At 70.6% G+C, this 22,276-nt stretch carries 20 protein-coding genes; 7 read left to right on the top strand and 13 right to left on the bottom strand.

The window, feature by feature from the left end:
* Window positions 1–66: 66 nt before the first annotated feature.
* Window positions 67–2,580: a DEAD/DEAH box helicase gene (locus tag GQF42_RS24465; protein WP_158923268.1), complete on the top strand. Its 2,514-nt coding sequence runs from the start codon at window positions 67–69 to the stop codon at window positions 2,578–2,580.
* Here the strand turns inward: GQF42_RS24465 and GQF42_RS24460 are convergent.
* From GQF42_RS24460 to GQF42_RS24445, 4 genes are all read right to left on the bottom strand, one after another.
* Window positions 2,486–2,935 (bottom strand): Rv3654c family TadE-like protein, encoded by a 450-nt coding sequence (locus GQF42_RS24460; RefSeq protein WP_158923266.1) that lies wholly within the window; start codon window positions 2,933–2,935, stop codon window positions 2,486–2,488. The two genes, GQF42_RS24465 and GQF42_RS24460, sit on opposite strands and share 95 nt — an antisense overlap.
* Window positions 2,932–3,270: a TadE family type IV pilus minor pilin gene (locus GQF42_RS24455; protein WP_158930525.1), complete on the bottom strand. Its 339-nt coding sequence runs from the start codon at window positions 3,268–3,270 to the stop codon at window positions 2,932–2,934. The genes GQF42_RS24460 and GQF42_RS24455 overlap by 4 nt, the downstream gene beginning before the upstream one ends.
* 22 nt (window positions 3,271–3,292) lie before the next feature.
* Window positions 3,293–3,400 carry a DUF4244 domain-containing protein gene (locus tag GQF42_RS24450; protein ID WP_233273448.1) on the bottom strand — a complete coding sequence of 36 codons (108 nt, stop codon included), beginning with the start codon at window positions 3,398–3,400 and terminating at the stop codon, window positions 3,293–3,295.
* 245 nt (window positions 3,401–3,645) lie between these two features.
* Window positions 3,646–4,296 carry an MBL fold metallo-hydrolase gene (locus tag GQF42_RS24445; RefSeq protein ID WP_233273447.1) on the bottom strand — a complete coding sequence of 217 codons (651 nt, stop codon included), beginning with the start codon at window positions 4,294–4,296 and terminating at the stop codon, window positions 3,646–3,648.
* Between the two features lie 253 nt (window positions 4,297–4,549).
* On the opposite strand from GQF42_RS24445, the gene GQF42_RS24440 reads away from it, so the two are divergent.
* The 4 genes from GQF42_RS24440 to GQF42_RS24425 all read left to right on the top strand — a co-directional run bounded on the left by GQF42_RS24440 (window position 4,550) and on the right by GQF42_RS24425 (window position 8,421).
* Window positions 4,550–5,521 carry an alpha/beta hydrolase gene (locus tag GQF42_RS24440; RefSeq protein WP_158923262.1) on the top strand — a complete coding sequence of 324 codons (972 nt, stop codon included), beginning with the start codon at window positions 4,550–4,552 and terminating at the stop codon, window positions 5,519–5,521.
* Between the two features lie 511 nt (window positions 5,522–6,032).
* Entirely contained in the window at window positions 6,033–6,872 is an 840-nt protein-coding gene (locus GQF42_RS24435; protein WP_158923260.1) for a hypothetical protein, read from the top strand.
* On the top strand, window positions 6,872–7,852 hold the full coding sequence (locus GQF42_RS24430) for a hypothetical protein (protein ID WP_158930521.1): 981 nt from the start codon (window positions 6,872–6,874) through the stop codon (window positions 7,850–7,852). Before GQF42_RS24435 ends, GQF42_RS24430 begins: the two co-directional genes overlap by 1 nt.
* A complete protein-coding gene (locus GQF42_RS24425; RefSeq protein ID WP_158923258.1) occupies window positions 7,849–8,421 on the top strand; it encodes a hypothetical protein in 573 nt (190 codons plus the stop codon). Before GQF42_RS24430 ends, GQF42_RS24425 begins: the two co-directional genes overlap by 4 nt.
* Before the next feature lie 52 nt (window positions 8,422–8,473).
* Here GQF42_RS24425 and GQF42_RS24420 read toward each other — a convergent pair whose 3' ends face one another.
* The 7 genes from GQF42_RS24420 to ssd all read right to left on the bottom strand — a co-directional run bounded on the left by GQF42_RS24420 (window position 8,474) and on the right by ssd (window position 17,019).
* Window positions 8,474–9,043: a DUF6262 family protein gene (locus tag GQF42_RS24420; RefSeq protein ID WP_158923256.1), complete on the bottom strand. Its 570-nt coding sequence runs from the start codon at window positions 9,041–9,043 to the stop codon at window positions 8,474–8,476.
* The gene (locus GQF42_RS24415) at window positions 9,040–11,571 is read right to left on the bottom strand and encodes a tyrosine-type recombinase/integrase (protein ID WP_158923254.1); all 2,532 of its coding nucleotides are present in this window, start codon (window positions 11,569–11,571) and stop codon (window positions 9,040–9,042) included. The genes GQF42_RS24420 and GQF42_RS24415 overlap by 4 nt, the downstream gene beginning before the upstream one ends.
* Window positions 11,568–12,608 carry a tyrosine-type recombinase/integrase gene (locus GQF42_RS24410; protein ID WP_199273092.1) on the bottom strand — a complete coding sequence of 347 codons (1,041 nt, stop codon included), beginning with the start codon at window positions 12,606–12,608 and terminating at the stop codon, window positions 11,568–11,570. Before GQF42_RS24410 ends, GQF42_RS24415 begins: the two co-directional genes overlap by 4 nt.
* Window positions 12,609–13,003: 395 nt before the next feature.
* Window positions 13,004–13,786, bottom strand: a complete 783-nt coding sequence (locus GQF42_RS24400; protein ID WP_199272776.1) for a type II secretion system F family protein — start codon at window positions 13,784–13,786, stop codon at window positions 13,004–13,006.
* A 61-nt stretch (window positions 13,787–13,847) separates the two neighbouring features.
* Complete coding sequence (locus GQF42_RS24395; RefSeq protein ID WP_199272775.1) at window positions 13,848–14,720, bottom strand: type II secretion system F family protein; 873 nt, start codon at window positions 14,718–14,720, stop codon at window positions 13,848–13,850.
* Between the two features lie 5 nt (window positions 14,721–14,725).
* A complete protein-coding gene (locus GQF42_RS24390; RefSeq protein ID WP_158923250.1) occupies window positions 14,726–15,916 on the bottom strand; it encodes a TadA family conjugal transfer-associated ATPase in 1,191 nt (396 codons plus the stop codon).
* Entirely contained in the window at window positions 15,913–17,019 is a 1,107-nt protein-coding gene (gene ssd / locus GQF42_RS24385) for a septum site-determining protein Ssd (RefSeq protein ID WP_158923248.1), read from the bottom strand. The genes GQF42_RS24390 and ssd overlap by 4 nt, the downstream gene beginning before the upstream one ends.
* A 591-nt stretch (window positions 17,020–17,610) precedes the next feature.
* On the opposite strand from ssd, the gene GQF42_RS24380 reads away from it, so the two are divergent.
* On the top strand, window positions 17,611–18,441 hold the full coding sequence (locus GQF42_RS24380; protein ID WP_158923246.1) for an HAD family hydrolase: 831 nt from the start codon (window positions 17,611–17,613) through the stop codon (window positions 18,439–18,441).
* Window positions 18,442–18,792: 351 nt separating this feature from the next.
* Here the strand turns inward: GQF42_RS24380 and GQF42_RS24375 are convergent, their stop codons facing one another.
* The gene (locus tag GQF42_RS24375; protein WP_158923244.1) at window positions 18,793–19,617 is read right to left on the bottom strand and encodes a Fic family protein; all 825 of its coding nucleotides are present in this window, start codon (window positions 19,615–19,617) and stop codon (window positions 18,793–18,795) included.
* Window positions 19,618–19,786: 169 nt separating this feature from the next.
* Here GQF42_RS24375 and GQF42_RS24370 point away from each other — a divergent pair, with 169 nt between their 5' ends.
* Window positions 19,787–20,779, top strand: a complete 993-nt coding sequence (locus GQF42_RS24370; RefSeq protein WP_199272774.1) for an ATP-binding protein — start codon at window positions 19,787–19,789, stop codon at window positions 20,777–20,779.
* Between the two features lie 44 nt (window positions 20,780–20,823).
* Here GQF42_RS24370 and GQF42_RS24365 read toward each other — a convergent pair whose 3' ends face one another.
* Window positions 20,824–22,098, bottom strand: coding sequence for a polysaccharide deacetylase family protein (locus GQF42_RS24365; protein ID WP_158923240.1), 1,275 nt, complete (start codon window positions 22,096–22,098; stop codon window positions 20,824–20,826).
* Between the last annotated feature and the right edge of the window lie 178 nt (window positions 22,099–22,276).

The raw sequence follows: 22,276 nt of genomic DNA, 5'->3' as shown, positions 1-22,276 counted from the left end.
TTGCTATCGAGCGGTCGCCCCTCGGGCACCTCGGCTTGCGGCCCCCGGGGCGCTTCGCCAGCCGCGATGGCATTCAATCACTTACCGGCAGGCGTGCACGACGCCTTGGCTCCATTGTCCGTCACGCCAGTGACACACTCGGTGCCGATGGCCAAGAATCACCGATCCGATCGATCCCCGGCGGACCCGGCGTCCCGCCCGTCTCCGGGCGTGGTCCTGGACCGGCTCGCCTCGGGGCCGAGCCGGGCTGCGCGCATCACTCATACGGAGCACTTGCCCCCGCGCGTGGGCCGCCATGCCGTCTGGCCTGACCGGATTCGGTCCGAGGTGATCGCGGCTGTGCAGGAGGCGGGCATCGAGCACCCCTGGGCGCACCAGGCGCTGGCCGCCGAGCACGCCCTGGACGGCGCATCGGTGGTCGTGGCCACCGGCACCGCCTCCGGCAAGTCCCTCGCGTACCTCGTGCCCGTCCTGTCCACCCTCCTGGACGGCTCCGAGGCCCCGAACGGCCGCGGGGCCACCGCCCTGTACCTGGCCCCCACCAAGGCACTCGCGGCGGATCAGTGCCGGTCGGTGAAGGAACTTTCACAACCCCTTGGCAACGCCGTACGCCCCGCCGTGTACGACGGCGACACCCCGTTCGAGGAACGGGAGTGGATCCGCCAGTACGCCAACTACGTCCTGACCAACCCCGACATGCTGCACCGCGGGATACTCCCCTCCCACCCGCGCTGGTCCTCCTTCCTGAAGGCGCTCAAGTACGTCGTCATCGACGAATGCCACACCTACCGGGGCGTCTTCGGCTCGCACGTCGCCCAGGTGCTGCGCCGCCTGCGCCGCCTGTGCGCCCGCTACGGCGCCTCGCCCGTCTTCCTGCTCGCCTCGGCGACCGCCGCCGAACCGGCCGTCGCCGCCCGCCGGCTGACGGGTCTGCCCGTGGTCGAGGTCGCCGACGACGCCTCCCCGCGCGGGGAACTCGTCTTCGCCCTGTGGGAACCCCCGCTCACCGAGCTGCACGGCGAGCGGGGCGCCCCCGTACGGCGTACCGCCACCGCCGAGACCGCCGACCTGCTGACCGACCTGACCGTGCAGGGCGTTCGCTCGGTGGCCTTCGTGCGGTCCCGGCGCGGCGCCGAGCTGATCTCGGTGATCGCCCAGGAGCGACTGGCCGAGGTCGACCGCTCCCTGGCCCGGCGGGTCGCGGCCTACCGGGGCGGCTACCTCCCCGAGGAGCGGCGCGCCCTGGAACGCGCCCTGCACTCCGGCGAACTCCTCGGGCTGGCCGCCACGACGGCCCTGGAGCTGGGTGTGGACGTCTCCGGCCTCGACGCGGTGGTGATCGCCGGCTATCCGGGCACGCGCGCGTCCCTGTGGCAGCAGGCGGGCCGTGCGGGCCGCTCCGGCCAGGGCGCACTGGCCGTGCTGGTGGCCCGCGACGACCCGCTGGACACCTTTCTCGTGCACCATCCGGAGGCCCTGTTCGACCAACCGGTGGAGTCGACGGTCCTCGACCCCGACAACCCCTACGTCCTCGCCCCGCACCTGTGCGCCGCCGCCGCGGAACTCCCGCTGACCGAGCAGGACATGGACCTGTTCGGTCCCGCCTGCGCGGACGTGCTGCCGCAGCTGGAGGCCGCGAAACTGCTGCGCCGGCGCACCAAGGCCTGGCACTGGACACGCCGGGAGCGGGCCGCCGACCTGACCGACATCCGCGGCGAGGGCGGCCGCCCCGTGCAGGTCGTCGAGTCCGGCACCGGCCGCCTGCTGGGCACGGTCGACGCGGGCGCCGCACACTCCGCGGTCCACGAGGGCGCGGTCCACCTCCACCAGGGCCGCACCTATCTGGTGCGCCGGCTGGACCTGGAGGACTCGGTCGCCCTGGTCGAGCAGGCCGACCCGCCGTACTCCACGGTGGCCCGCGACACCACCTCGATCTCCGTCCTGGAGACGGACACCGAGATCCCGTGGGGCACCGGCCGCCTGTGCTACGGCTCGGTCGAGGTCACCAACCAGGTGGTCTCCTACCTGCGCAGACGCCTCATCACCGGCGAAGTGCTCGGCGAGACGAGACTCGACCTCCCTCCCCGTACGCTGCGCACGCGCGCGGTGTGGTGGACGGTCACGGACGACCAGCTGGACGAGGCCCGGATCAACCCGGAGATCCTCGGCGGCTCCCTGCACGCCGCCGAACACGCCTCCATCGGCATGCTGCCCCTGTTCGCCACGTGCGACCGCTGGGACATCGGCGGCGTCTCCGTGCCCCTGCATCCCGACACCCTCCTTCCGACGGTCTTCGTCTACGACGGCCACCCGGGCGGCGCGGGCTTCGCCGAGCGCGCCTTCCGCACCGCCCGCAGCTGGCTCGCCGCCACCCGCGAGGCCATCGCCTCCTGCGAGTGCGAGGCCGGCTGCCCGTCCTGCATCCAGTCCCCCAAGTGCGGCAACGGCAACGACCCGTTGCACAAGCGGGGGGCCGTACGGCTCCTCACGGTGCTGCTGCGAGGGGCGCCGCAGGAGCAGCCCGGGTACGGGGCGAAGGAGGATCCGGCAACGGCCCCGCAGGGCCCGCTCTCGCCCTGACCCGCGCCGCGAACGGCCCTCTTCCCGAAGCCGCCGTCACGTCCGAGATCTCGCCCACGAGCGCGCACCGCACCAGCCGTACGTCCTGGGCCGCCGCCACCCGCTCGGCCCGGGCACAGGCCGCCGCAGCGCCCTCGGCCCAGTGGTCCGCCGCCGCGAGCGCGGCCAGATCGGCGCCGCCGGCCGCGCGGTGCCGGACGACGACGGCGTGCCCCAGCGCGAGCACCGCGCCGAACACCGCACACAGCAGCGCGATCGCCCCGAGGCTCCACACGGTGGCGGATCCCCGGTCCCGGTCGCAGCACGGCCGGGCCCCGGAAGACCCCTGTCCTCTGCCCTGCTCCTGCCCTCTCACGGCCCCTCCTCCCGCGCTCCCACCGTTTCCTCGGCCGACGCCACGGCCTGCTCCCGGACTTCCAGGGGCAACCCGCGCAGCACCTGCAGTCCGGCCACCACCGTCACCCGGACCTGGCCGTCCTCGCGCTCCACGCTCACGCGGGCCCCGGGCGGGGCCGCCTCCCGGGTCACCGTCACCACCGCGTCGGCCGGGTCCTGCCGGGCGGCGGCCCGGGCGCCCGCGCGGGCAGCGTCCACGCACTGGATCTGTGCCGCCACCACGAGCAGCGCCCCGGCCAGCGCCATCGTGAACGCCACCAGCACACAGAGCACCACGGCCGCCTCCGCGGTCACGAACCCCCGGTCCGCGTCCCCCTCACATCCGCGCACTGAGGGCCTTCTTCACGATGGCCTGCAGCTCCGCCCGGACCTGGCCGCTGGTGACGACCTCGTAGAGCAGCAACGCGAATCCGACGGCCGCCACCGTTATCTAGGGTTGTCAAGCGATCCTGCTGGTAGCTGGCGTACAAGCGTGTAAGGCACATGAGGCAAGTACGAGGTTGAGGCTGACTGGCTACCTTGGCTGTGCAGGTGACGAAGCGCCATCGATCGGTCTGATCCTGCCGTGCGCCTGTGTGAGAGGCCGCATGATCCGTGGCGGTCCCGGGAGTGCGAGCTAACGGAATGTGCACAGCGGGGTCATCAAGGACGCCTGCCGCGCCAAGTGCCCTAAACAGGCGTGTTTTCGCTGGGTGCGAAGGGGACTCCGTGGCCGGGAACGATCAATGCCGGTTGCAAGTCGAGGATCTTGCGGCGGTTGATGCGCAGGGCGTCGGGATCACTGGCGAAGGGGTCCTCGGCGGGGCCGTCGGTGTGCCACCACATGTGGGTGAGGGCAATGGTTCCTTCATCTGTCTCGGCGATGGTCGTGATGTCCTGAGGGCTGTGTCCAGGAGTTTCGATGAGTCGGATAGAGGAGGAGATCTGGAAGCCGTCGGCGGGCCGGACGGTCCAGATGTCGTTGTAGTAGATGGCCCAGAAGTCGTGACAGCGGGCGTTGGGGAAGAGGGCGGCGTTGACGGTGTGGTCAGGGTGATGGTGGCTGAAGACCACGTCCGTGGCCTGCCCCGGTGTCACGCCCGCGGCGGTGAGCGGGTCGAGGATCAACTTGCGGTCGGCGACCATGCCGGGGTCGACGACGACGATCGCGTCTCCGTCGCGCAGCAAGGCGACGGTGGAGGCGACGTGCCATGGTTGATCGCGGCCGTCGCGACCGACATTCCGCGGGGCAAGCGGGTCGTAACCAGCAGTCAACAGGGTAAATGTTGCTACCACGGGGTAAATCACTCCTTCTTGGATAGAGGCGAAATATCCGATCAAAGGGTATGTGTGCACTGTCCGTGTCGGCGGCCTGGAGGCGTGCCTGTCGGGGGCCGTGTTGGCGGTCTCAGGGCGGTGTCGCAGGTTCGAATCCTGCCGGGGCACGGCCGACTCGCCGGTAGCCATCGCTTGAGCAAGGGGCACCCGGGTTGCGCGGAAGACCCAGCCATGAGGGCATGTAAGTAGGTTTTCACCCGAATGGACTATTTTGGCGGGTCAGCCCGAACCTATATCGAGAGAGGTAGGTCTCCCCATGGTGGATCTCCCCAACCCCCCGACCCCGTTTCTTGAGCCTGCGGCTCAAGAACTGGCTGACGCCACCTCCGGGCACCCCCAAATCCACGAGGTACCGCCGGCCCAGGGTCGCGACATCCTTGCCGGCCTTCAAACGGGAGAAGGAGTGGCCAAGCCGGACATCGATGAGCAATGGGTGACGGTCGACGCTGGCGAGTACGGTCAGGTCCGTACACGCATCATCAGGCCGGCCGGAGCCAGCGGCATGCTCCCTGTCATGCTGTACATCCACGGTGCCGGCTGGGTGTTGGGGGACGAGAACACGCATGACCGCCTTGTGCGCGAACTCGCCACCGGCGCAGGTGTGGCGTGCGTCTTCCCGGTCTACGACCGGGCTCCCGAAGCCAAGTATCCGACGCAGATCGAACAGAACTACGCGGTCGGAAAATGGATCACCCAGCACGGCGCAGAGTATGGCCTAGACGCCTCTCGCCTGGCGGTGTGCGGCGACTCTGTGGGTGGCGACATGGCGGCCGTGTTCGCTCTGATGGCACAAGAACGTGGCGACGTACAGGTCAAACGCCAGATCTTGCTCTACCCCGTCACTGACGCCAACTTCGACACCGCCTCTTACCTGCAGTTTCAGGACGGCTACTACCTGACACGCGCAGGCATGATGTGGTTCTGGGACCAGTACGCACCCGATGTCAGTCAGCGACAGGACCCCTGGGTATCACCGCTTCACGCCAGCCTGGACCAGCTCAGAGACCTGCCACCCACCCTCGTCATCACTGACGAAGCCGACGTTCTGCGGGACGAGGGAGAGGCCTACGCAGCACGCATGCGTGAAGCAGGCGTTGACGTCACCGCGTTGCGCGTCGAGGGAATGCTGCACGATTTCCTGATGCTCGACAGCCTCCGAGACTGTAAGGCAACCAACGTGGCACGCCACCTCGCCGTAGACACCCTGCAAGAGCTTGCCTCAGCTTGACCGACAACACCATTTCGGCTTCGCCCCATCCCGGGGCCACCGTGTGTCCGCATCTCGCGGGTCCGGGGTGGGCCGCCCTAGCCCCACCCCTTGCGTGCAGCCCGTGGGGGGCATGCAGGTCCCAAGCGGTTCTGAGGTCAGAACGGGAGCTCGGGCCTGACGGCGCCGAGGGGCTTGCGTCCCCGAGACGGCCGTCTACGACCGCCCGCGCTGTCGCGTAGTTGCTCCCCGCAGGCCGAAGCAAGGATCGACTTTTACTGGACCGGGCCGCATCACCAGCAGCATCTTTCGCACAACATCAACGGCTACTGAGGACTCGTCGGCACGGGCTGACGTACGGCCTCATTCACCGGCGCGAGTGCTCCCTGGCCGCCACTTGACGGTACAGCCACGCTGCTCAGCACAGGAACGCGTCAACTCGGCAGACATAACAGCCGCCTCGAAGATCAAACAGTGTGCGTTCATCCGATTACTCTGTGCGCTCGTCTTATCGGTTCTATGAGGAATCCGTATGAGCTACACAGAGCAGGACGTGCGCGAGGGGCGCCGGCTGATGGACAACGGCCGGGAGAACCGGCTGGTGATCGGCGACAAACTGCTGTCCGTCACAATCCCGGGCCAGGACGGCGCCTTCGACCGGTACTGCGACGAGATCAGCCTGAACCCACGCACCGCTCGCGAGTATCGCCACACCGCCCGGATGTGCACCCCGCCCGTGCGGCAGTCCGTGGCCGACAGCGGCGTCCACGTCAGTTACAGCGCGCTTCGCGAGGGGGCCCGCCTGGCGCCGTCCGGCAAGCCGTACGACGAGGGCTACGGCATGCTCCGCTCGCTGCTGAAGGAAGCGCGTAAGGCGGGCGCCGGCCGCGTCAGCGTGCCCCAGTACCGCCGCGCCCTGGGGGTGGAGCCGGCTTTGCGGGACCTGCTGGACCCCTCCAGCGGCACGACCCTGGCCGACTATCTCGACTCCCTGCCGCCCCAGGAGCGTGACCAGGCTCTTCGGGACCTGGTGGAGAAGAGGGCGGAGGTCCACGACGCCCTCAAGCGGGTCATGGACGACAAGCGTCGCCGGGACCGCGAGACCCGCGGCCCGGACTGCGGTGGAGGGAGGTCCGACAAGGCCGCAGCCGCGGCCCGGGACCTGGTGCGGCTCAGTGACCAGGGAGCCGCTTTCATGAGCCGCTACCCGCCGTCCGCCTCGCTCGCCTTCACCGACGAACAGATGATCGCCTGCAAAGAAGCTCTGGGGACCCTGGAAGTCCTCGCCAAGTGGATCAGGGTCAGGGTCCTCGACGCCCAGACGGCTGGCGCTGGCAGCCACACCCAGACCCGCGATCTGGTGGGTGTGTGATGGAGCCGGCTGCAGACGATGGCGAGGACCGCCTCAACGCCGATATCGAGGAGTTCGCCACCCATGACCGCAAAGGCGGCTGGGCCCGAGCACTCCTGATCGCCCGCCGCGTCAAGCCCGACGAAGGCCACGGCGTTGGATTCGAACAGGAGTCCACGAAACGGTTCGACCGAACCGTTTTCCGGCGTATCAGCGCGCGAGAGTTCGCCCGCCGATCGCACACCAGCCACAAGCGCGTCATGGCCTTCCACGAGGCATGGAAGCGGGCGGCGGCCGACAAGCGTGTTCCCTCGATCGACGAGCTGGAACCCGGCCGCCACGTCGATCTGCCGGACGAGGAGGAAGTCCCGTTCTTCGGCGAGCACGGCTACTACCGCAGCTACGAGGCCCGTATGAACAACGGCGAGCGACGGCAGGCGATCGAGCAGGAAGCCGAACGAGCCGGAATCAAGCCGGGCTCCCCGGTCTACGTGGCTCAGCAGCCGAAGGCGCTGAAGACGGCGATCCTGGCCGACGCCACCACTCGTGCCGCAGCCCAGGAGGCGCTGGCGGAGTTCGAACGGCGCGAGGCACGAGCGGACCTCGAAGACCGTGTCGCAGCCCGCCAGGCGGCCAGGGAAGACGACCGCGAGCGCGATGTGGACCAAGCCCTCCCGGGCCGTCGGGCCCATGAGGAGGAAGCCGCGGAAGTCGAGCGGGCAGTTCGCACCGCGTCGCGGGAGGCGTCCGAACCCGACGTGGCCCTGCAGGTCTTCACCGAGATGACCGAGGTCCGCCTGGCCACGCTGCGGACGCTGTCGTTGCTGCAGCGCCATCAGGTGCAGTTCACCGGCGACCGCACCCGGGCCATCACCGACCTGTGCACCGCCTCCGAAGCGGCCATCGCCTTCATCCGCGACCTGACTGCCGGCCCTTACACGGCGCTGAACGACGACGCTCTGCAAGCGTTCCTGGACGAGAGTGAGAAGAAGCTCCGGTGAGCCCCAAACACGACAACGACACCCCCTCCCAGCTGGAACAGGACGCCATCGACGTCCTGCTGTGGCTCGGACCCAACACAGGCCGTGAACTGTCCTACGCAGACATCTCCCGCGGCACCGGCATCCCCGATGGCCGGCTGCGGCGTGCAGTGCCGAAGGCTCGGGCCGCCGCCCACGTGCTCGGGCACCGGCTGGAGCAGTTCATGACCTCCCGCGACCCGCTCAAGCGCGGTGCGAGGGTGACACGCTTCCACAAGTCCGGGCAGGGCGACGAGTTCGGCGCCCGGGATGCGTTGCTCGCCTGCCGCAAAGCGGTGGCCTACATGGGCGACATGCACCGTGCATGCTCGTTCGAGGCCCACAACCCCAACAGTCTCGACCGGGAAGCGTTCGGGCAGATGGCGGATGCCGCCGAAGGCGGCATCCGGACCTTTAGCGGCGTGGAGAGGCTGGGCAGCAAGGTCGTCCAGAATCAGGGAACGATGCGGCGCCAGGCCGAGCGGATCGCGGATCTGGAGGCCCAGATCGCCGAGTTGACCTCGGGCGGCCCGTCCGCCGCCCCGGCCTGACCCCGGTGTGCCCGGCGGCTGTCGCCGCCGGACCGCCTCACCTCGCGCCGGGTCAGGTGCGGTTGATCCGCTTGAACATCTCCTTGCCCGCGGTCCGGGCGGCGGCCAGGTCGTCCTCCGTCTCGGTGAGTTTGCGCTTGAGGTCGTCGCGTTCGGCACGTATCTCGTCGCGTTCCAGGGTGATCCGTTCCACGGCCGCCAGCAGTTCGTTGACCCGCGCGGTCAGCTCCTTGGTCCCGACCTGGTCCAACTGGGCGCCCAGCGAGCGCTGGACGGCCTTCTTCAGACGGTCACGCTCCTCACGCAGGGCCTTGTTCTCCTCGCGGACCAGGGCCAGATCGGTGGCCAGACTCGCCGCGGAGGCGTCCCGGCCGGCCTGCTTCGTGCGGCGCTCGGCCTTGGTCTGGCTCTTCATGGCAGCCTCGATGTGCTCGCGGACGCCTTCGGCGTAGACGAGCCACCTGGACACGTCGGCGGCGCGGGCGACGGCGAGGAAGGTGACCGTCTCACCCCTGGCCTTCATCGCGTCCACCGTGGCCAGCACTCTGGTCCGCTTGGTCCGGCTGTCCTTCTTGCGGGTCTCGCGCAGGATGTCGCCGGGGGTCCGCTTGGCCTCGCTCATGCCGTGCTCCCGCCCCGCTGGCCGGGCAGGCCGGGCATGCCCAGGGAGACCGAGCCGTGGCCCTGGACGGCCCGCACCTTGCGCAAGACGGCCGATGCCTCCTCTACCTCGTCCCGCTCGTCCTGTCCCATGGCGTCCATCAGCTTCCGAAGTGTCTCGACGGTTCCCTTGAAAGCCGTGATCTGGTCGTCCAGGTTCCTCACCACGAACTCGTCCGCCTCCATCATGACCGCCATCTCCTTGTCGGCCTTCAGCGAGCGGATGTGGTCCTCGATGACAGGCAGATAGGACGGGTCAGGCCGGTAGAAGGGACAAGCGGCGCACTGGAAACGGATCGGGCATGCCTTCCCGCCCGCCTTGACGTTGGAGGGTTCGGTACAGTTGCCGAACACCACCGCAACCGAGCGGGCCTCGTACGCGGTAGCGGACGCCATCGGTGCCGACTTGCCCCTGCGGTCGACGGTGTGCAGACGCATCACGTTGACCGCCTCCCGCTTCCGCTTGTGACTGATCTTGTAGTACCGCTGGGTGGTTTGCATCGATTTGTGGTCCATCAGCTCCCGCAGCACCTCGATGCGCACCCCGGCGTCCGCGTAGCGCTGGCAGAACGAGTGACGGAAGACGTACGGGTAGATCAGCGAGCGGTCGAACGGCAGCCGGTCGCCGTTCCCGTCGAACTCCTCGGACAGCAGGACGGGGACACTGTCGGCCCATTTGCGGATGATCGGTGCGATCTGCTCGGGCGCCAGGTGGCGGATCTTGCCGTTCTCCCCGGCCGGCGGGAACAGGAACGTCTCGCTGCCCGTGGGCAGGTCGAGTGTGTCGCGCACAGCCAGCCACGTGCGGATGGTCTGAACGGTGTCACGCTCGATCTCCAGGCGCCGGTTCAGACGGCGTCCCTTGCGGTTGTCCCAGATCAGCAGCCATTCCCCGTCGGCGTATTCGAGGCAGTCCGTCCGCAACTCGGCGATCTCGTAGGGGCGCCGTCCGGTGTCCCGCAGCAGCTCGTAGACCGCACGGGCCATGGCACCCACCTGCTCGGGCGTCATCTTCCCGTGCGTCATCCCCTGCCCCAACAGTTCCACATAGCCGTCGAGTTGAGCGATGACGGACTCGGGTAGGGCCTTGCCGACGTCGTCCTCGTCGATCTCCTCGCTCTTGATGACGTGGCTGGAGTGCCGGGCGAAGCTCGCAGACATGCCGTCCAGGTGCCCTGCGGCCCGGTTGTAGTCGAGGATCTTGAAGAAGAACGACAGCAGGGCTCCGCGCTGCTTGCTCGACATGGCCCCGCCGTCCAGCTTGGGCAGCACGCGGAAGGTGTCGACCACGGCGTTCATGTCGGCGAAGACCAGCGCCGAGGGGTCCATGCCGCCGCCGGGCCGGACATCGAGGGCCCGGGAGGCGGCCTCGCACGCCCGCAGGCCCCTGCGGGTCTCGGTGGTGTTCGGCTTGTTCTCGGCGATCCAGGTGACCAGGATCTGCCTGAGCCACGGCTGGCGGATGTCCGTCACGTCCAGGCCGCCCGGCCGCTGGGTGGTGCCCCCGCGCAGGCTCTTGACGCCGAGTTCGGACAGGTCCAGCACGTCCCGGCCGGCCGGATCGACGCCCTCGAAGCGGTCGAACGCCAAGCGCAGGATGCGGTGCGTCTCGCGCACCAGCGCGTCCACGTTCGCCTGCATCCCGCCCGGCAACTGGTCGTTCGTCGCGATGGCGATGGATTCGGCCTTCCCCGCGAGGTGCGAGACGGCCTGGCGCACGGCCACGGGGTCGATCTTCTGACCGCGCTCGTCGCGCTGCTGCAGCGCGTACAGCATCTCCAACCGGGCCACCGGATGCAGTGGGGCCAGAGAGAACTGGTGGACGTTCAGGAACGGCGCCTGCCGGTCCAGCCACGCCGGCGTCGGGGCGGACCGCTGTCCCCGGGAAGCGGCCGTGGCCTTCTTCCAGCGGTTGTGGTGCACGCCGCACAGCCCCCAGGTGGCCCGCGCGTCGTAGCGGCAGCCCGCCACCCGGCATGCAGGCGACGGCGGATACGGCGTCTGCCGCTCGATCCACGCCTGAAGTCCGGAGTCGGGGTCACGCTGCAGGTCCCTGTGCCGCAGCGTGCCGTGCGCGTTGCACAGGCCCCACAGGACCGAGTCCCGCGGGCACCCCGTCACGCGGCAGTCGGCCCGCTCACCGGAGATCACCCGGTTACGGTCCGGCACGTAAACAGCCTTGAACTCCTTCAGCCCCAGGCTGCCGTCGCGGTGGGCCTTCTCGCAGGTGGGACACAGGCCCCGGCGGGTGCGGGTGAGCGCGTCACAGGCAGCCACATCGCACCGGTAGACGGCCGTACCCGCGTGGTCGACGTCGCCGCTGAACAAACGGGCCTCCCCGTCCCATTCACCGGGCCGCCAGGCCGGCTCGATCCGCTCGCGCAGCCAGGCCGTCCACTCGGTCAGGACCTTCAGCGGCAGACCGTCCGCCGCCTGGCCGTCGTCCCTGCGGGGCTGGTGGAGCGGGACGACGTTGCCGGACACCGTCACTGACGGGCTTCCTTCCTCTTGGCGGCCACCAGCTTCACGGCGTCGCGTTTGTCCTGGTCGGTTGCGTGGGTGTAGGGGTCCATCGACTGCGGCGACTGGTGCCCGGCCATGTTCTGGGCCACGTCACGGGCCACCCCGGAGCGCAGCCACCGGGTGATCGCCGAATGCCGCAGCATGTGCGGGCGGGCACGGAACCCGGCGCGGGCCGCGAGCCGCTTGAACAGCTCATACGTGCTGGGATACTTCATCGGCTCGCCCAGCGGGGCGCGGAACAGGTTCACGAACACCATGTCGCAGCCCTCCGCCTCCGGTACCGCGTCACGTTCGTAGCGGTAGGCGGCATACAGCTCCACGGTCTCGGCCTCCACCGGAATCCACCGCGGGTAGTGCGACTTGGCATACGCGTTGTTGCTGTTCAGCCGACGCCGCACATGGACGTGCGGCCCGTCGATGCGGCAGCCCAGCGAGGTGGAGTCGGGCAGGAAGTGCATGTCCTCGCGCCGCAGCCCCAGCCCCTCGCCGATCCGCATCCCGGTGACCGCCAGCAGGGCCACCAGGAACCGGTCGCGGGCGTGCGTCGTGCAGTCGAGGACCTTCTCGATCTGGTCGTCAGACAGCCACTCGTAACCCGGCACCGCGACGCGGTACTTGATCCTCCGGGCCTGGATCGCGCGGTGCTGGCCGTCCTCACCCGGATCGAACCCAGGCGGGGTGTAGTGCAGGAACTTCGGCTGCACGAGCTGGCTCACCACGGTCTGCGGCACCCAGCCCTGAAGCGCGGACCACGTCAGGAACTCCCCGACCGTGCCCATGATCTTGTTCGCCGTGCCCTTGTCACGAAAGCGCGGCTCAGCAGCCGGGCGACGCCCCTTCGGCGGCAGCGGCTCATCGACCAACCACCGCATCATCGCCATCAGTTGGGCCAGGCTGGGGCAGCTCCAGTCGACCGCATACTCGGTGCAGTACGACAGGTACAGGGCGATCCGGCCCGCGTACGTGCGCTGGGTGTTGTACGCACGGTCCTTGCGCCCTGCCAGCCAGGCGCACGCCTCGGTGTGAAGCTCGAAGGCGTCGTTGACCACCACCCAGTACGTAGACCCGTCCCCCGATATGGCCCGCTCAGCCCGGTAGTGCCAGTAGAGGACAGCAGACGTAGCCAACGTGCCTAACTCCCCTTGGATACCGTTCAGGCAAGTACAGAACTACCCCACTTGCCTTACATGCCTGACGTCATTCAGGAACCCAAGATAACGATGATCCCCATCGCGTACTCGGACGTCACCATGCCGGCGTCCTGCCGGCACCTCTCCCGCAGCCGTACCGCCGTTTCCCTGATCTTTCCGTTCATTCCGACCCCCGTGAGGTTCCGGCCTTCTGTGTCATGTCGTTCGTGCCCGTGTGCGCCCGCTCGGTCCCGTTCGCCCCGTATGCCTCACCCCCCTCCCAACGCCCCGCCCGCGAGTCCGATCACGACCGGAAGCACACCGACCGCGATGAACGCCGGCAGGAAGCACAGGCCGACGGGCGCGGAGATCAGTACGGCGGCGCGCCGGGCCCGGGCCGTCGCCGTGCGGGACCACCGCGCGCGTGCGTCCGAGGCGAGGCGGGCGGCCGGGCCGGCCGCCGGCAGCCCGGACTCGTCGGCCCGCTCCAGCAGCCGCGCCAGCGCCCTGGCGTCGGGCAGTGCGGCCAACCGGCGCCAGGCATCGGCCGGTTCACCACCGAGCCGGACCTCTGCCGCACCCCGCGCCAGCGCCTTCCCGACCGGTCCGCCGAGCGCCTCCCCCACCGCCTGGGCGGCGACCACCGGGCCGGCTCCGGCCGCGACACAGGCGGCCAGCAGGTCGGCGGCGAGCGGGAGTTGGCGTGCGGCTGCGACCGTGTCCTCCGCCTGCGCCGGCCCGGCCGCCGCCGCGTGCCGGCTCCGCCACCGCCACAACCCGACGCCGACGCCCAGTCCCAGCAGTGCCCCGGTGGCACCGCCGACCAGCACCCACACCCCGCACACCGCCCCGGCCGGCGGCAGCCAGCGCTGCACCGCGCCCGCGATCCCGAACGACGGCCCGGTCCGCACCACGTCCAGCCCCAGCAGCCCGGCCACCCGCCGCCGCGCCCGGCGGCGCCCCCGGACCAGGGCCAGCCGCCACACCGCCCAGCCGACCCCCAGCACCGAGACCGTGGCCGTCCCCACCCTGTGGACAGTTTCCCCGCTCATACCGCCTGCCCTCCTTGATCCGCGATCCGCACTCCGCTCCCGCCCTCACCCGCTCCCGCGCTCACACCGCCTCCGCTACCCGTACGATCCGGGCCGCCCACGCCAGCCCGGCCGCCTCGAACGCCGTGCCGACCACCAGGCAGGCGAGTCCGGGGCCGGTGTGCAGCAGGACGTCGAGCGGGTGGGCGCCCATGCCCGCGCCCAGGAGCAGGCCGAGGGCGGGCAGTACGGCGAGGAGCACCGCGGTCGCCCGGGCTCCCGCCAACTGGGCGCACAGGTCGGCCCGCTGGTCCCGCTCGGCCCGCAGGGCCACGTCCAGCCGGTCCAGGCCGGCCGCGAGCCCTGCCCCCTGGTCCACGGCCACCCGCCAGCACGCGGCCAGCCCGAGCAGGCCCTCTGCGCCCGGCTGCCGGGCCGCCACGGCGAGTGCGCCGGGCACGTCCCCGCCGAACCGGGCCGCCGCGACCACGGCCGCCCGGGCGTCGCCGAGCCCGCCGGAGTCGCGCGCGGCCCGCAGCAGCGCCTCGCCCGGCTGCCGTCCGGCGCGCACCTCTCCGGCGAGGGTCCCGCACAGGGTGATCACCGCGTCGGCGCGTCGCTCCCGGGTCCTCCCGGCCTGCCGGGCCAGCCGCACCCGGCGCAGCACCGGCACCCCGGCCGCTCCCGCGACGACCGGAATCACCGAGGCGCCCAGCAGCGCGAGCAGCAGCCCGGCCACGAGCGCCCACCACTCGGCCCCGAACCGGCCGTGCAGCCGCCGTAGCTCCGCGTGCACCTGCTCCCACACCGGCGGCCCGGTCGCCACGACTCCGCCGCCCGCGAGCAGCAACCGTGCCCGCCGCATCCCGTAGTGCCGCCCGCCCATGAGCCAGACCAGCGCGCCGAGACACACCAGGGCGGCCGCCGTGGACGTCTCGCCGGTCACTTCCGTCATTCTTCTCAGTCCTCCCCGAACTCGCCCGCGGCCTCCAGGAGGTGCCGCAGCCGCTCCCAGCCCCGCTCCCGTACGAAGGCCCGCTCGCCCCAGCGCAGGGCCGGGACAGTCCGCACCAGCCCCGTGGCGTCCCGCTCCAGCACATGCACCTCGGCGATCCGGCGCCGTCCGGACCGGTCCCGCACGAGATGCAGCACCACGGAGAGCGCGGCCGCCAACTGGCTGTGCAGCGCGGCCCGATCGAGCCCCGCGGCCGTGGCCAGCGCCTCCAGCCGGGCCGGGACGTCCGCGGCGGCGTTGGCATGGGCCGTGCAACAGCCGCCCTGGTGACCCGTGTTGAGGGCCGCCAGCAGATGTACGACCTCGGGTCCGCGCACCTCTCCGACGACGAGCCGGTCGGGCCGCATCCGCAGTGCCTGCCGGACGAGGTCCTCCAGGGTGACCAGGCCCGCGCCCTCCTGGTTGGCGGGGCGGGTCTCCAGCCGGACGACGTGCGGGTGGTCGGGGCGCAGCTCGGCCGAGTCCTCGGCGAGCACGATCCGCTCGTCCGCGCCGACCAGGCCCAGCAGGGCGCTGAGCAGGGTCGTCTTGCCGCTTCCGGTGCCGCCGCTGACGAGAAAGGACAGCCGGGCCGCCAGCAGCGCCCGTAGGATCCGGTCGCCGCCGGGCGGCACCGTACCGGCCGCGACCAGCTCCTCCAGGGTGAACGCCCGGGGCCGTACGACCCGCAGGGACAGGCAGGTGCAGCCGACGGCGACCGGCGGCAGTACCGCGTGCAGCCGGGTACCGTCGGGCAGCCGGGCGTCCGCCCATGGACGGGCGTCGTCCAGGCGCCGTCCGGCCACGGCGGCCAGCCGTTGCGCGAGGCGTCGTACCGCGGCCGGGTCGGGGAATGCCACCGGCGTCAGCTCCAGGCCGCCGCCGCGGTCGACCCACACCCGGTCCGGGGCGGAGACCAGGACGTCGGTGACGTCCGGGTCGGCGAGCAGCGGCTCCAGGGGCCCGCTGCCGACCAGTTCGCTCCTCAGGTGGGCGGCGGCGCCGAGGACTTCTGCGTCGCCGAGCACCCGGCCCTGTTCGCGCAGGGCCTGGGCCACGCGCGCGGGGGTGGGTTCTGCGCCGCTCTCGGCAAGCCGGCGCCGGACACCGTCGAGCAGGGCGGCGCCGTCGGCCCGGTCGAGTCCGGGAAGTGTCATCGGGCGCCTCCGGCCTCGACCAGCGCGCGCTCCCAGAAGGCCGCGCAGAAGCGGGCGAGCGGGCCGCGGCCGGCAGCGCCGGGTGGTTTCGCGCCACCCTGGGGGCGCAGCAGCGCCGGCTCGACCGGCACCTCTCCGGCCAGCGGCAGGCCGAGCAGCCGGGCCACCTCCCTGCCGTCCAGACCGGGCGCGTACGGCCCGCGGACGGCCACGCGCACATCGCGCACGACCATGCCGACGGCGGACGCCACCCGCCCGGCGGCCGCGACCGCCCGCAGTTCCGCGGGGACCACGAGGAGGGCCAGGTCCAGCTGGGCGAGGGCTTCGGCGACGCCGTCGTCGAGGCGGCGGGGCAGGTCGACCACGACCGTGCCGCCGCGGCGCCGGGCGGCGGCGAGCACCGCACGCACCGCCTGGTGCGGGACGGCGACGCAGTCGCCGCGGTCCCAGCTGAGCACGCGCAGCGCGTGCAGTTCCGGCAGCGACTCCTCCAGCGCGCCGCCGCCGACCCGGCCGCGGGAGGCGGCGAACGCGGGCCAGCGCAGCCCTTCGGCGCTCTCGCCACCGAGGAGTACGTCGAGTCCGCCGCCGAGCGGGTCGGCGTCGACGAGGAGGGTGCGCAGGCCCTCGCGCGCGGAGGTGACGGCGAGGGCACACGCGAGCGTGGAGGCACCGGCCCCGCCCCGGCCGCCGATCACCCCGACGGTGAGGGCGGGGCGCCCGACTCCCTCGGCGACGTCGGCGATGCGGTCGACCAGCCACTGCTCACCGTCGGGCAGCATCAGGACGTGGTCGGCGCCGATCCGGACGGCTCGCTTCCACACCCCCGAGTCGTCCTGGTCACGGCCGACCAGCACCACTGCGCGCCGGCGCGCGGCCGTGCCGACCCGCCGGGCGGCGTCGTCCCCGACCAGCACGAGCGGGGCCGTGTCCCAGGCGTCGCCGTGGTCCGGTACGCCGTGGTGGACCTCGGGCGTGACACCGGCGGCCGCGCACAGGCGCAACAGGTCGTCGAGGAGGTCGGGGTCCTCGGTGACGATGAGCGGCCTGCCCGGCCGGTCCGGCGCACCGGGTGGCGGGTCGTGGGTGAGAGTTCCGGTCACGGGTGTTCCCCCTTCGCTGCGTGGGCCGCGCAGCCCCGTCGGCCCCGCGATTCCCGAACGTGGAGAACCGGCAAGCGGCCCTCCTGTGAACAGCCGACAGAAACCGGCCATACGCGCTCCGGCAATCGGAACCGGCCATGAACTCGCCCCGGCCGAAGCGCGCAGGAATCACGGTGCAGCGATCCGCGAAATAAAGTGGATCTTGGTCGAAAACTGTGGACAACTCGCCCCCCTGTGAATATCTCCGTCACCCATACCAGTGACGTCTGTACCGATCCCTGTGCGACTTCCACAGAGCAGCGCCACCATCACCGTGAGTAACGGATCACGGGCATGCGAAAGGAAGGCCCGCCGCGGCACCACACGGGCCGCACGGTCGCGGAAAGGAATGGAGGATGACCGAAAACCCACCCGGACATGCGACGACCCCCGCCGGGGGGGAGAGCGGGGGTCGTCCCCACGGCCGACTCGGGGGGGGAGGAGTCGGACCGGGTTAGCACGGTCGCGAACGATCCGTGACTTCCATGGTGTACCCGAGAGCCCTCTCAGGCAAACCCACGCGCCCCACCTTACGCCGAATGGTGGGCGCCTATGCTCAGGGGCGTGGAAAACCACTCCTTGCCTCGCGCAGCAGCCTTCTTTGACCTGGACAAGACGGTCATTGCGAAGTCGAGCACGCTCACCTTCAGCAAGTCCTTCTACCAAGGCGGGCTGATCAACCGCAGGGCCGCACTGCGTACCGCATATGCCCAGTTCGTCTTCCTGGCCGGCGGCCTGGATCACGACCAGATGGAGCGCATGCGCGAGTATCTGTCCGCGATGTGCCGCGGCTGGAACGTCCAGCAGGTGCGGGAGATCGTCGCCGAGACCCTGCACGACCTGATCGACCCGATCATCTACGACGAGGCCGCCTCCCTCATCGAGGAGCACCACACGGCCGGGCGGGACGTGGTGATCGTGTCGACCTCGGGCGCCGAGGTGGTCGAGCCGATCGGCGAACTGCTGGGCGCGGACCGGGTGGTGGCCACGCGCATGGTCGTCGGCGAGGACGGCTGCTTCACCGGGGAGGTGGAGTACTACGCCTACGGCCCGACCAAGGCCGAGGCGATCCGCGAGCTGGCCGCATCCGAGGGCTACGACCTCGAGCGCTGCTACGCCTACAGCGACTCGGCGACCGATGTGCCGATGCTCAGGACGGTCGGGCGCCCGCACGCGGTCAACCCGGACCGGGCACTGCGCCGCGAGGCACTCGCGCGCGGGTGGCCGGTTCTGGAGTTCCGCCGGCCGGTCCCGCTCAAGAAGCGACTGCCCGCACTCCCCGTCCCGCCCCGCCCCGCCTTGGTCGCCGCGGCGGCCATAGGAGCGGCGGCCGCGACCGCAGGCCTCGTCTGGTACACCAACCGGCGCCGGAGCACGGCCTGAAGTCGCGCCCGTTTCACCCCTGTTTGAACCTGAAAGTAAAGAAGTGCAGGCAGGGGTTCCGCTTCACCCCGGCTCGCGGTAGAAAGAACTCAGGCCCGCGAGACCAAAGGACATCCGAGAGGATCACCTACCACTACGCAGTCGGCCCCACGGACCCCCGCATGAACGCCGGGCACCCACGCGACGTCGACCCGTCGATTACGGGCCAGCAGCACCAGGTGACGGGCAAAGCTCCCGACCTGATGGGCACATATCGAGGACGCTTGGTAACCGGGTGAGCATGCCAGCGGCGGTACGAGTACTCGTACCGCCGCAACTCTTGTCCCGGCGCGTTCGCGCCGGATCGCCGGCTCAGGCCGCGCCGCGCTGGAGCGCCTCGCACACGGCCGTCGACTCGCGCACGCCCAGCTCGACCGCCTTGCCGCAGTGGGCGATCCAGGCCGCCATGCCCTCGGGGGTGCCGGATATGTATCCGTCCAGCGCCGCCAGGTAAGTGGCGCGGCCCAATTCGGCGTATCCGACCTCGGCCGGGCAGACCGCCTTCGGGTCCAGGCCGCTGCCGATCAGGACGATGCGCTCGGCCGCGCGCGCGACCAGGCCGTTGTGGGACACGAAGGGGCGCAGTGCGAGCAGTTCGCCGTGCATCACGGCGGCCGTCACCAGCGCGGGCGCGGACGTCCCGGCGATGACCAGGTCCGCGAGCCCCTCCAGCCGCCCGGAGACCTCCGCGGCGTCCGGCAGCGGCAGCTCGATCAGCGGCTCGTCCACCGCCTCGCCCGTCTGGCGCGGCCTGCCGACCTCGTCACCGTCGCCCGCCGCGGCGATCAGGTGCAGCCGGGCCAGCACCCGCAGCGGCGACTGCCGCCAGATGGACAGCAGCTGTCCCGCCTCGGCCGACAGGCGCAGCGCGCCACCCACCACCCGGGCCTCGGCGTCACCGCTGAAGTCGGTGCGCCGGCGCACCTCCTCCAGGGCCCAGTCGGCTCCGGACAGCGCCGCGGAGCCGCGGGCGCCGCGCAGGGCCGCCTCGGCGGTGATCTCGGTGCTGCGGCGCCGCATGATCCGGTGTCCGTAGACCCGGTCCACGGCCTTGCGCACGGACTCCACGGACTCGGCCACGCCGGGCAGTGAGCCCAGGGCCGCGAGCGGATCGGCGGTCGCGCCTGTCGTACTCATGAGTACGACACTACGCGCCCACCTGCCGCCGGACCGCCTCCCCCCGAGCGGCTGCGCGCCCCGCCCGATCGGCCCTCACCTCGGACCCGATCGGCCCACCCCTCGAAGGAGTGGTCTTCCTTCCTCCCCACTGACACATACAGCTATCACCCGACTACCGTTGGTGAACATGAAAATTGCTTTCGTCGGGAAGGGCGGCAGTGGCAAGACCACGCTCTCCTCCCTCTTCATCCGTCACCTCGCGGCTGCCGGCGCCCCCGTGGTCGCCATCGACGCGGACATCAACCAGCACCTCGGCCCGGCGCTCGGCCTCGACGAGGCGGAGGCGACCGCGCTGCCCGCCATGGGCGAGCGACTGCCACTGATCAAGGACCATCTGCGCGGCACCAACCCGCGCATCCACTCCGCCGCCGAGATGATCAAAACAACCCCGCCCGGCGAGGGCTCACGCCTGGTCCGGGTCCGGGAGCCGAACCCGGTCTACGACGCCTGTGCCCGCCCGGTGGAACTCGACGGCGGCGCCGTCCGTTTGATGGTCACCGGCCCCTTCACGGACGCCGACCTGGGGGTCGCCTGCTACCACTCCAAGACGGGAGCGGTGGAGCTGTTCCTGAACCACCTCGTCGACGGCCCCGACGAGTACGTCGTGGTCGACATGACGGCGGGTTCGGACTCCTTCGCCTCCGGCATGTTCACCCGCTTCGACATGACGTTCCTCGTCGCCGAGCCGACCCGGAAGGGGGTCTCCGTCTACCGCCAGTACAAGGAGTACGCCCGCGACTTCGGCGTCGCCCTGAAGGTCGTCGGCAACAAGATCCAGGAACAGGACGACATCGACTTCCTGCGCGCGGAGGTCGGGGACGACCTGCTCGTGACGGTCGGGCGCTCGGACTGGGTGCGCGCCATGGAGAAGGGCCGCCCGCCCCGGTTCGATCTCCTGGAGGAGGCCAACGCCCGCGCCCTGCACACCCTTAGGACCACCGCCGATGCCACGTACGAGCGGCGGGACCGGGAGCGCTACACCCGCCAGATGGTGCACTTCCACCTGAAGAACGCCGAGGCCTGGGGCAACGAACGCACCGGGGCCGACCTGGCGGCACAGGTCGACCCCTCCTTCGTGCTCGGCGAGGACGTCGGTGCGGACGTGACGGCTCCCGTCTGACCGTGCGCGGCGACGACGCCCGCCCGACTCCTGCCGCTTGACGCCTACTGCCTGACCGCCGGCGCCCCGGGCACCCCCTTGGGCGCCGGAGCGGGACGCCCGGAGAGGAAGGACGCCCAGCCCTGCCGGGGCGCCTCGCCCACCGCCAGGGTGCGCAGCTTCTCGAGGGTCTTCGGGTTCTGCGCATCCAGCCAGTCGGCCAGCTGGTGGAAGGACACACAGCGCACGTCGGGCTTGTTGCACACCTCCTTCACCGTGTCCTCGACGGCGCGCATGTACGTGCCGCCGTTCCAGGACTCGAAGTGGTTGCCGATGATCAGCGGCGCGCGGTTGCCGTCGTAGGCCCGGTAGAAGCCCTTGACGAGCCCGTCACGCATCTGGTCGCCCCAGTAGTCGAACTTGTCCGGGTCGCCCTGGGTCTTGGTGCCCGACTGGTTGACCATGAAGTTGTAGTCCATGGTCAACTGCTCATAGGTGTGGCCGGGAAAGGGGACCAGTTGCATGGACAGATCCCACAGCCCCTCCTTCTTCTTGGGCCACACCTGGTTGTCGACCCCGCTGGAGTCGTAGCGGAAGCCCAACTGCCGGGCCGCCCTGGTGAAGTTCGCCTGCCCTTCCAGGCAGGGGGTGCGGGCGCCGATCAGCTCCTTGTCGTAGTCGAAGGGCAGCGGGGCCGCCGTCGTCATGCCGGTGTTGGTCTTCCAGGTCTTCACGAACTGCTTGGCCTGGGCGATCTCGCTCTTCCACTCGTCCACCGACCAGGTGCCGACCCCGCCGTCGGGACCGCAGAAGTGGCCGTTGAAGTGGGTGCCGATCTCATTGCCCTCCAGCCAGGCCAGCCTCGCCTGTTTGACGGTGTCGGCGATTCCCTGCGGCTTGTTGAAGCCGATGTCGGAACGGCCCGGCGAGTGCTGCGGGGGCCTGTAGAGGTCGCGCTTGTCCTCCGGCAACATGTACACGCCGCTGAGGAAGTACGTCATGGTCGCACGGTTCTCCTTGGCGACCTTGCGGAAGTGCGAGAACAGCTTCTGGCTGTCCTCGCCCGCGCCGTCCCAGGAGAAGACGACGAACTGGGGTGGCTTCTGGCCGGGCTCGAGCCGCTCCGGCCGGGCCAGATGCGGCTGCGCGCCGGTGTACGCGGTCGATCCGTCGCCGATCAGCCGGACCACGCTGTGGGGTGGTGGTGCCGCCGCCCCCTTCTGCGCGCCGGGCGACGCCCCTTCCTTCGAGCCGTGGGAGCCGGTCGCGCAACCGGCGAGTGACGAGGCGCAGGCCGCGGCGGCCACGACGCCGACGGCGATCCGCTGGGTGGCGGTCATGTTCCGCCCACCTTCTTCCTTCTCTCGGGTAAACGCTGACGAGGGCCGTTTTCTGGCGATGTGCCGGGCTTGCTCCGGCAGCGCCCAAAGTCGCATGGGACCGAGAAGGAATTAGTACGACAAGCTGATCAAATGATTACTTCACTCATGTGAGGCATTGATTAGGTCATTTGCCCCG

This window comes from Streptomyces broussonetiae (assembly GCF_009796285.1).
GTDB lineage: Bacteria > Actinomycetota > Actinomycetes > Streptomycetales > Streptomycetaceae > Streptomyces > Streptomyces broussonetiae.
This window is presented reverse-complemented; position numbering and strand designations above follow the sequence as displayed.

Excerpts from the sequence above, each read along its gene's own strand:
- GQF42_RS24465 (WP_158923268.1), top strand. The coding sequence starts at position 67 with ATGGCATTCAATCACTTACCGGCAGGCGTGCACGACGCCTTGGCTCCA.
- GQF42_RS24440 (WP_158923262.1), top strand. The coding sequence starts at position 4,550 with ATGGTGGATCTCCCCAACCCCCCGACCCCGTTTCTTGAGCCTGCGGCT.
- GQF42_RS24435 (WP_158923260.1), top strand. The coding sequence starts at position 6,033 with ATGAGCTACACAGAGCAGGACGTGCGCGAGGGGCGCCGGCTGATGGAC.
- GQF42_RS24430 (WP_158930521.1), top strand. The coding sequence starts at position 6,872 with ATGGAGCCGGCTGCAGACGATGGCGAGGACCGCCTCAACGCCGATATC.
- GQF42_RS24420 (WP_158923256.1), bottom strand. The coding sequence starts at position 9,043 with ATGAGCGAGGCCAAGCGGACCCCCGGCGACATCCTGCGCGAGACCCGC.
- GQF42_RS24400 (WP_199272776.1), bottom strand. The coding sequence starts at position 13,786 with ATGAGCGGGGAAACTGTCCACAGGGTGGGGACGGCCACGGTCTCGGTG.
- GQF42_RS24395 (WP_199272775.1), bottom strand. The coding sequence starts at position 14,720 with ATGACGGAAGTGACCGGCGAGACGTCCACGGCGGCCGCCCTGGTGTGT.
- GQF42_RS24390 (WP_158923250.1), bottom strand. The coding sequence starts at position 15,916 with ATGACACTTCCCGGACTCGACCGGGCCGACGGCGCCGCCCTGCTCGAC.
- GQF42_RS24380 (WP_158923246.1), top strand. The coding sequence starts at position 17,611 with ATGCTCAGGGGCGTGGAAAACCACTCCTTGCCTCGCGCAGCAGCCTTC.
- GQF42_RS24375 (WP_158923244.1), bottom strand. The coding sequence starts at position 19,617 with ATGAGTACGACAGGCGCGACCGCCGATCCGCTCGCGGCCCTGGGCTCA.
- GQF42_RS24370 (WP_199272774.1), top strand. The coding sequence starts at position 19,787 with ATGAAAATTGCTTTCGTCGGGAAGGGCGGCAGTGGCAAGACCACGCTC.
- GQF42_RS24365 (WP_158923240.1), bottom strand. The coding sequence starts at position 22,098 with ATGACCGCCACCCAGCGGATCGCCGTCGGCGTCGTGGCCGCCGCGGCC.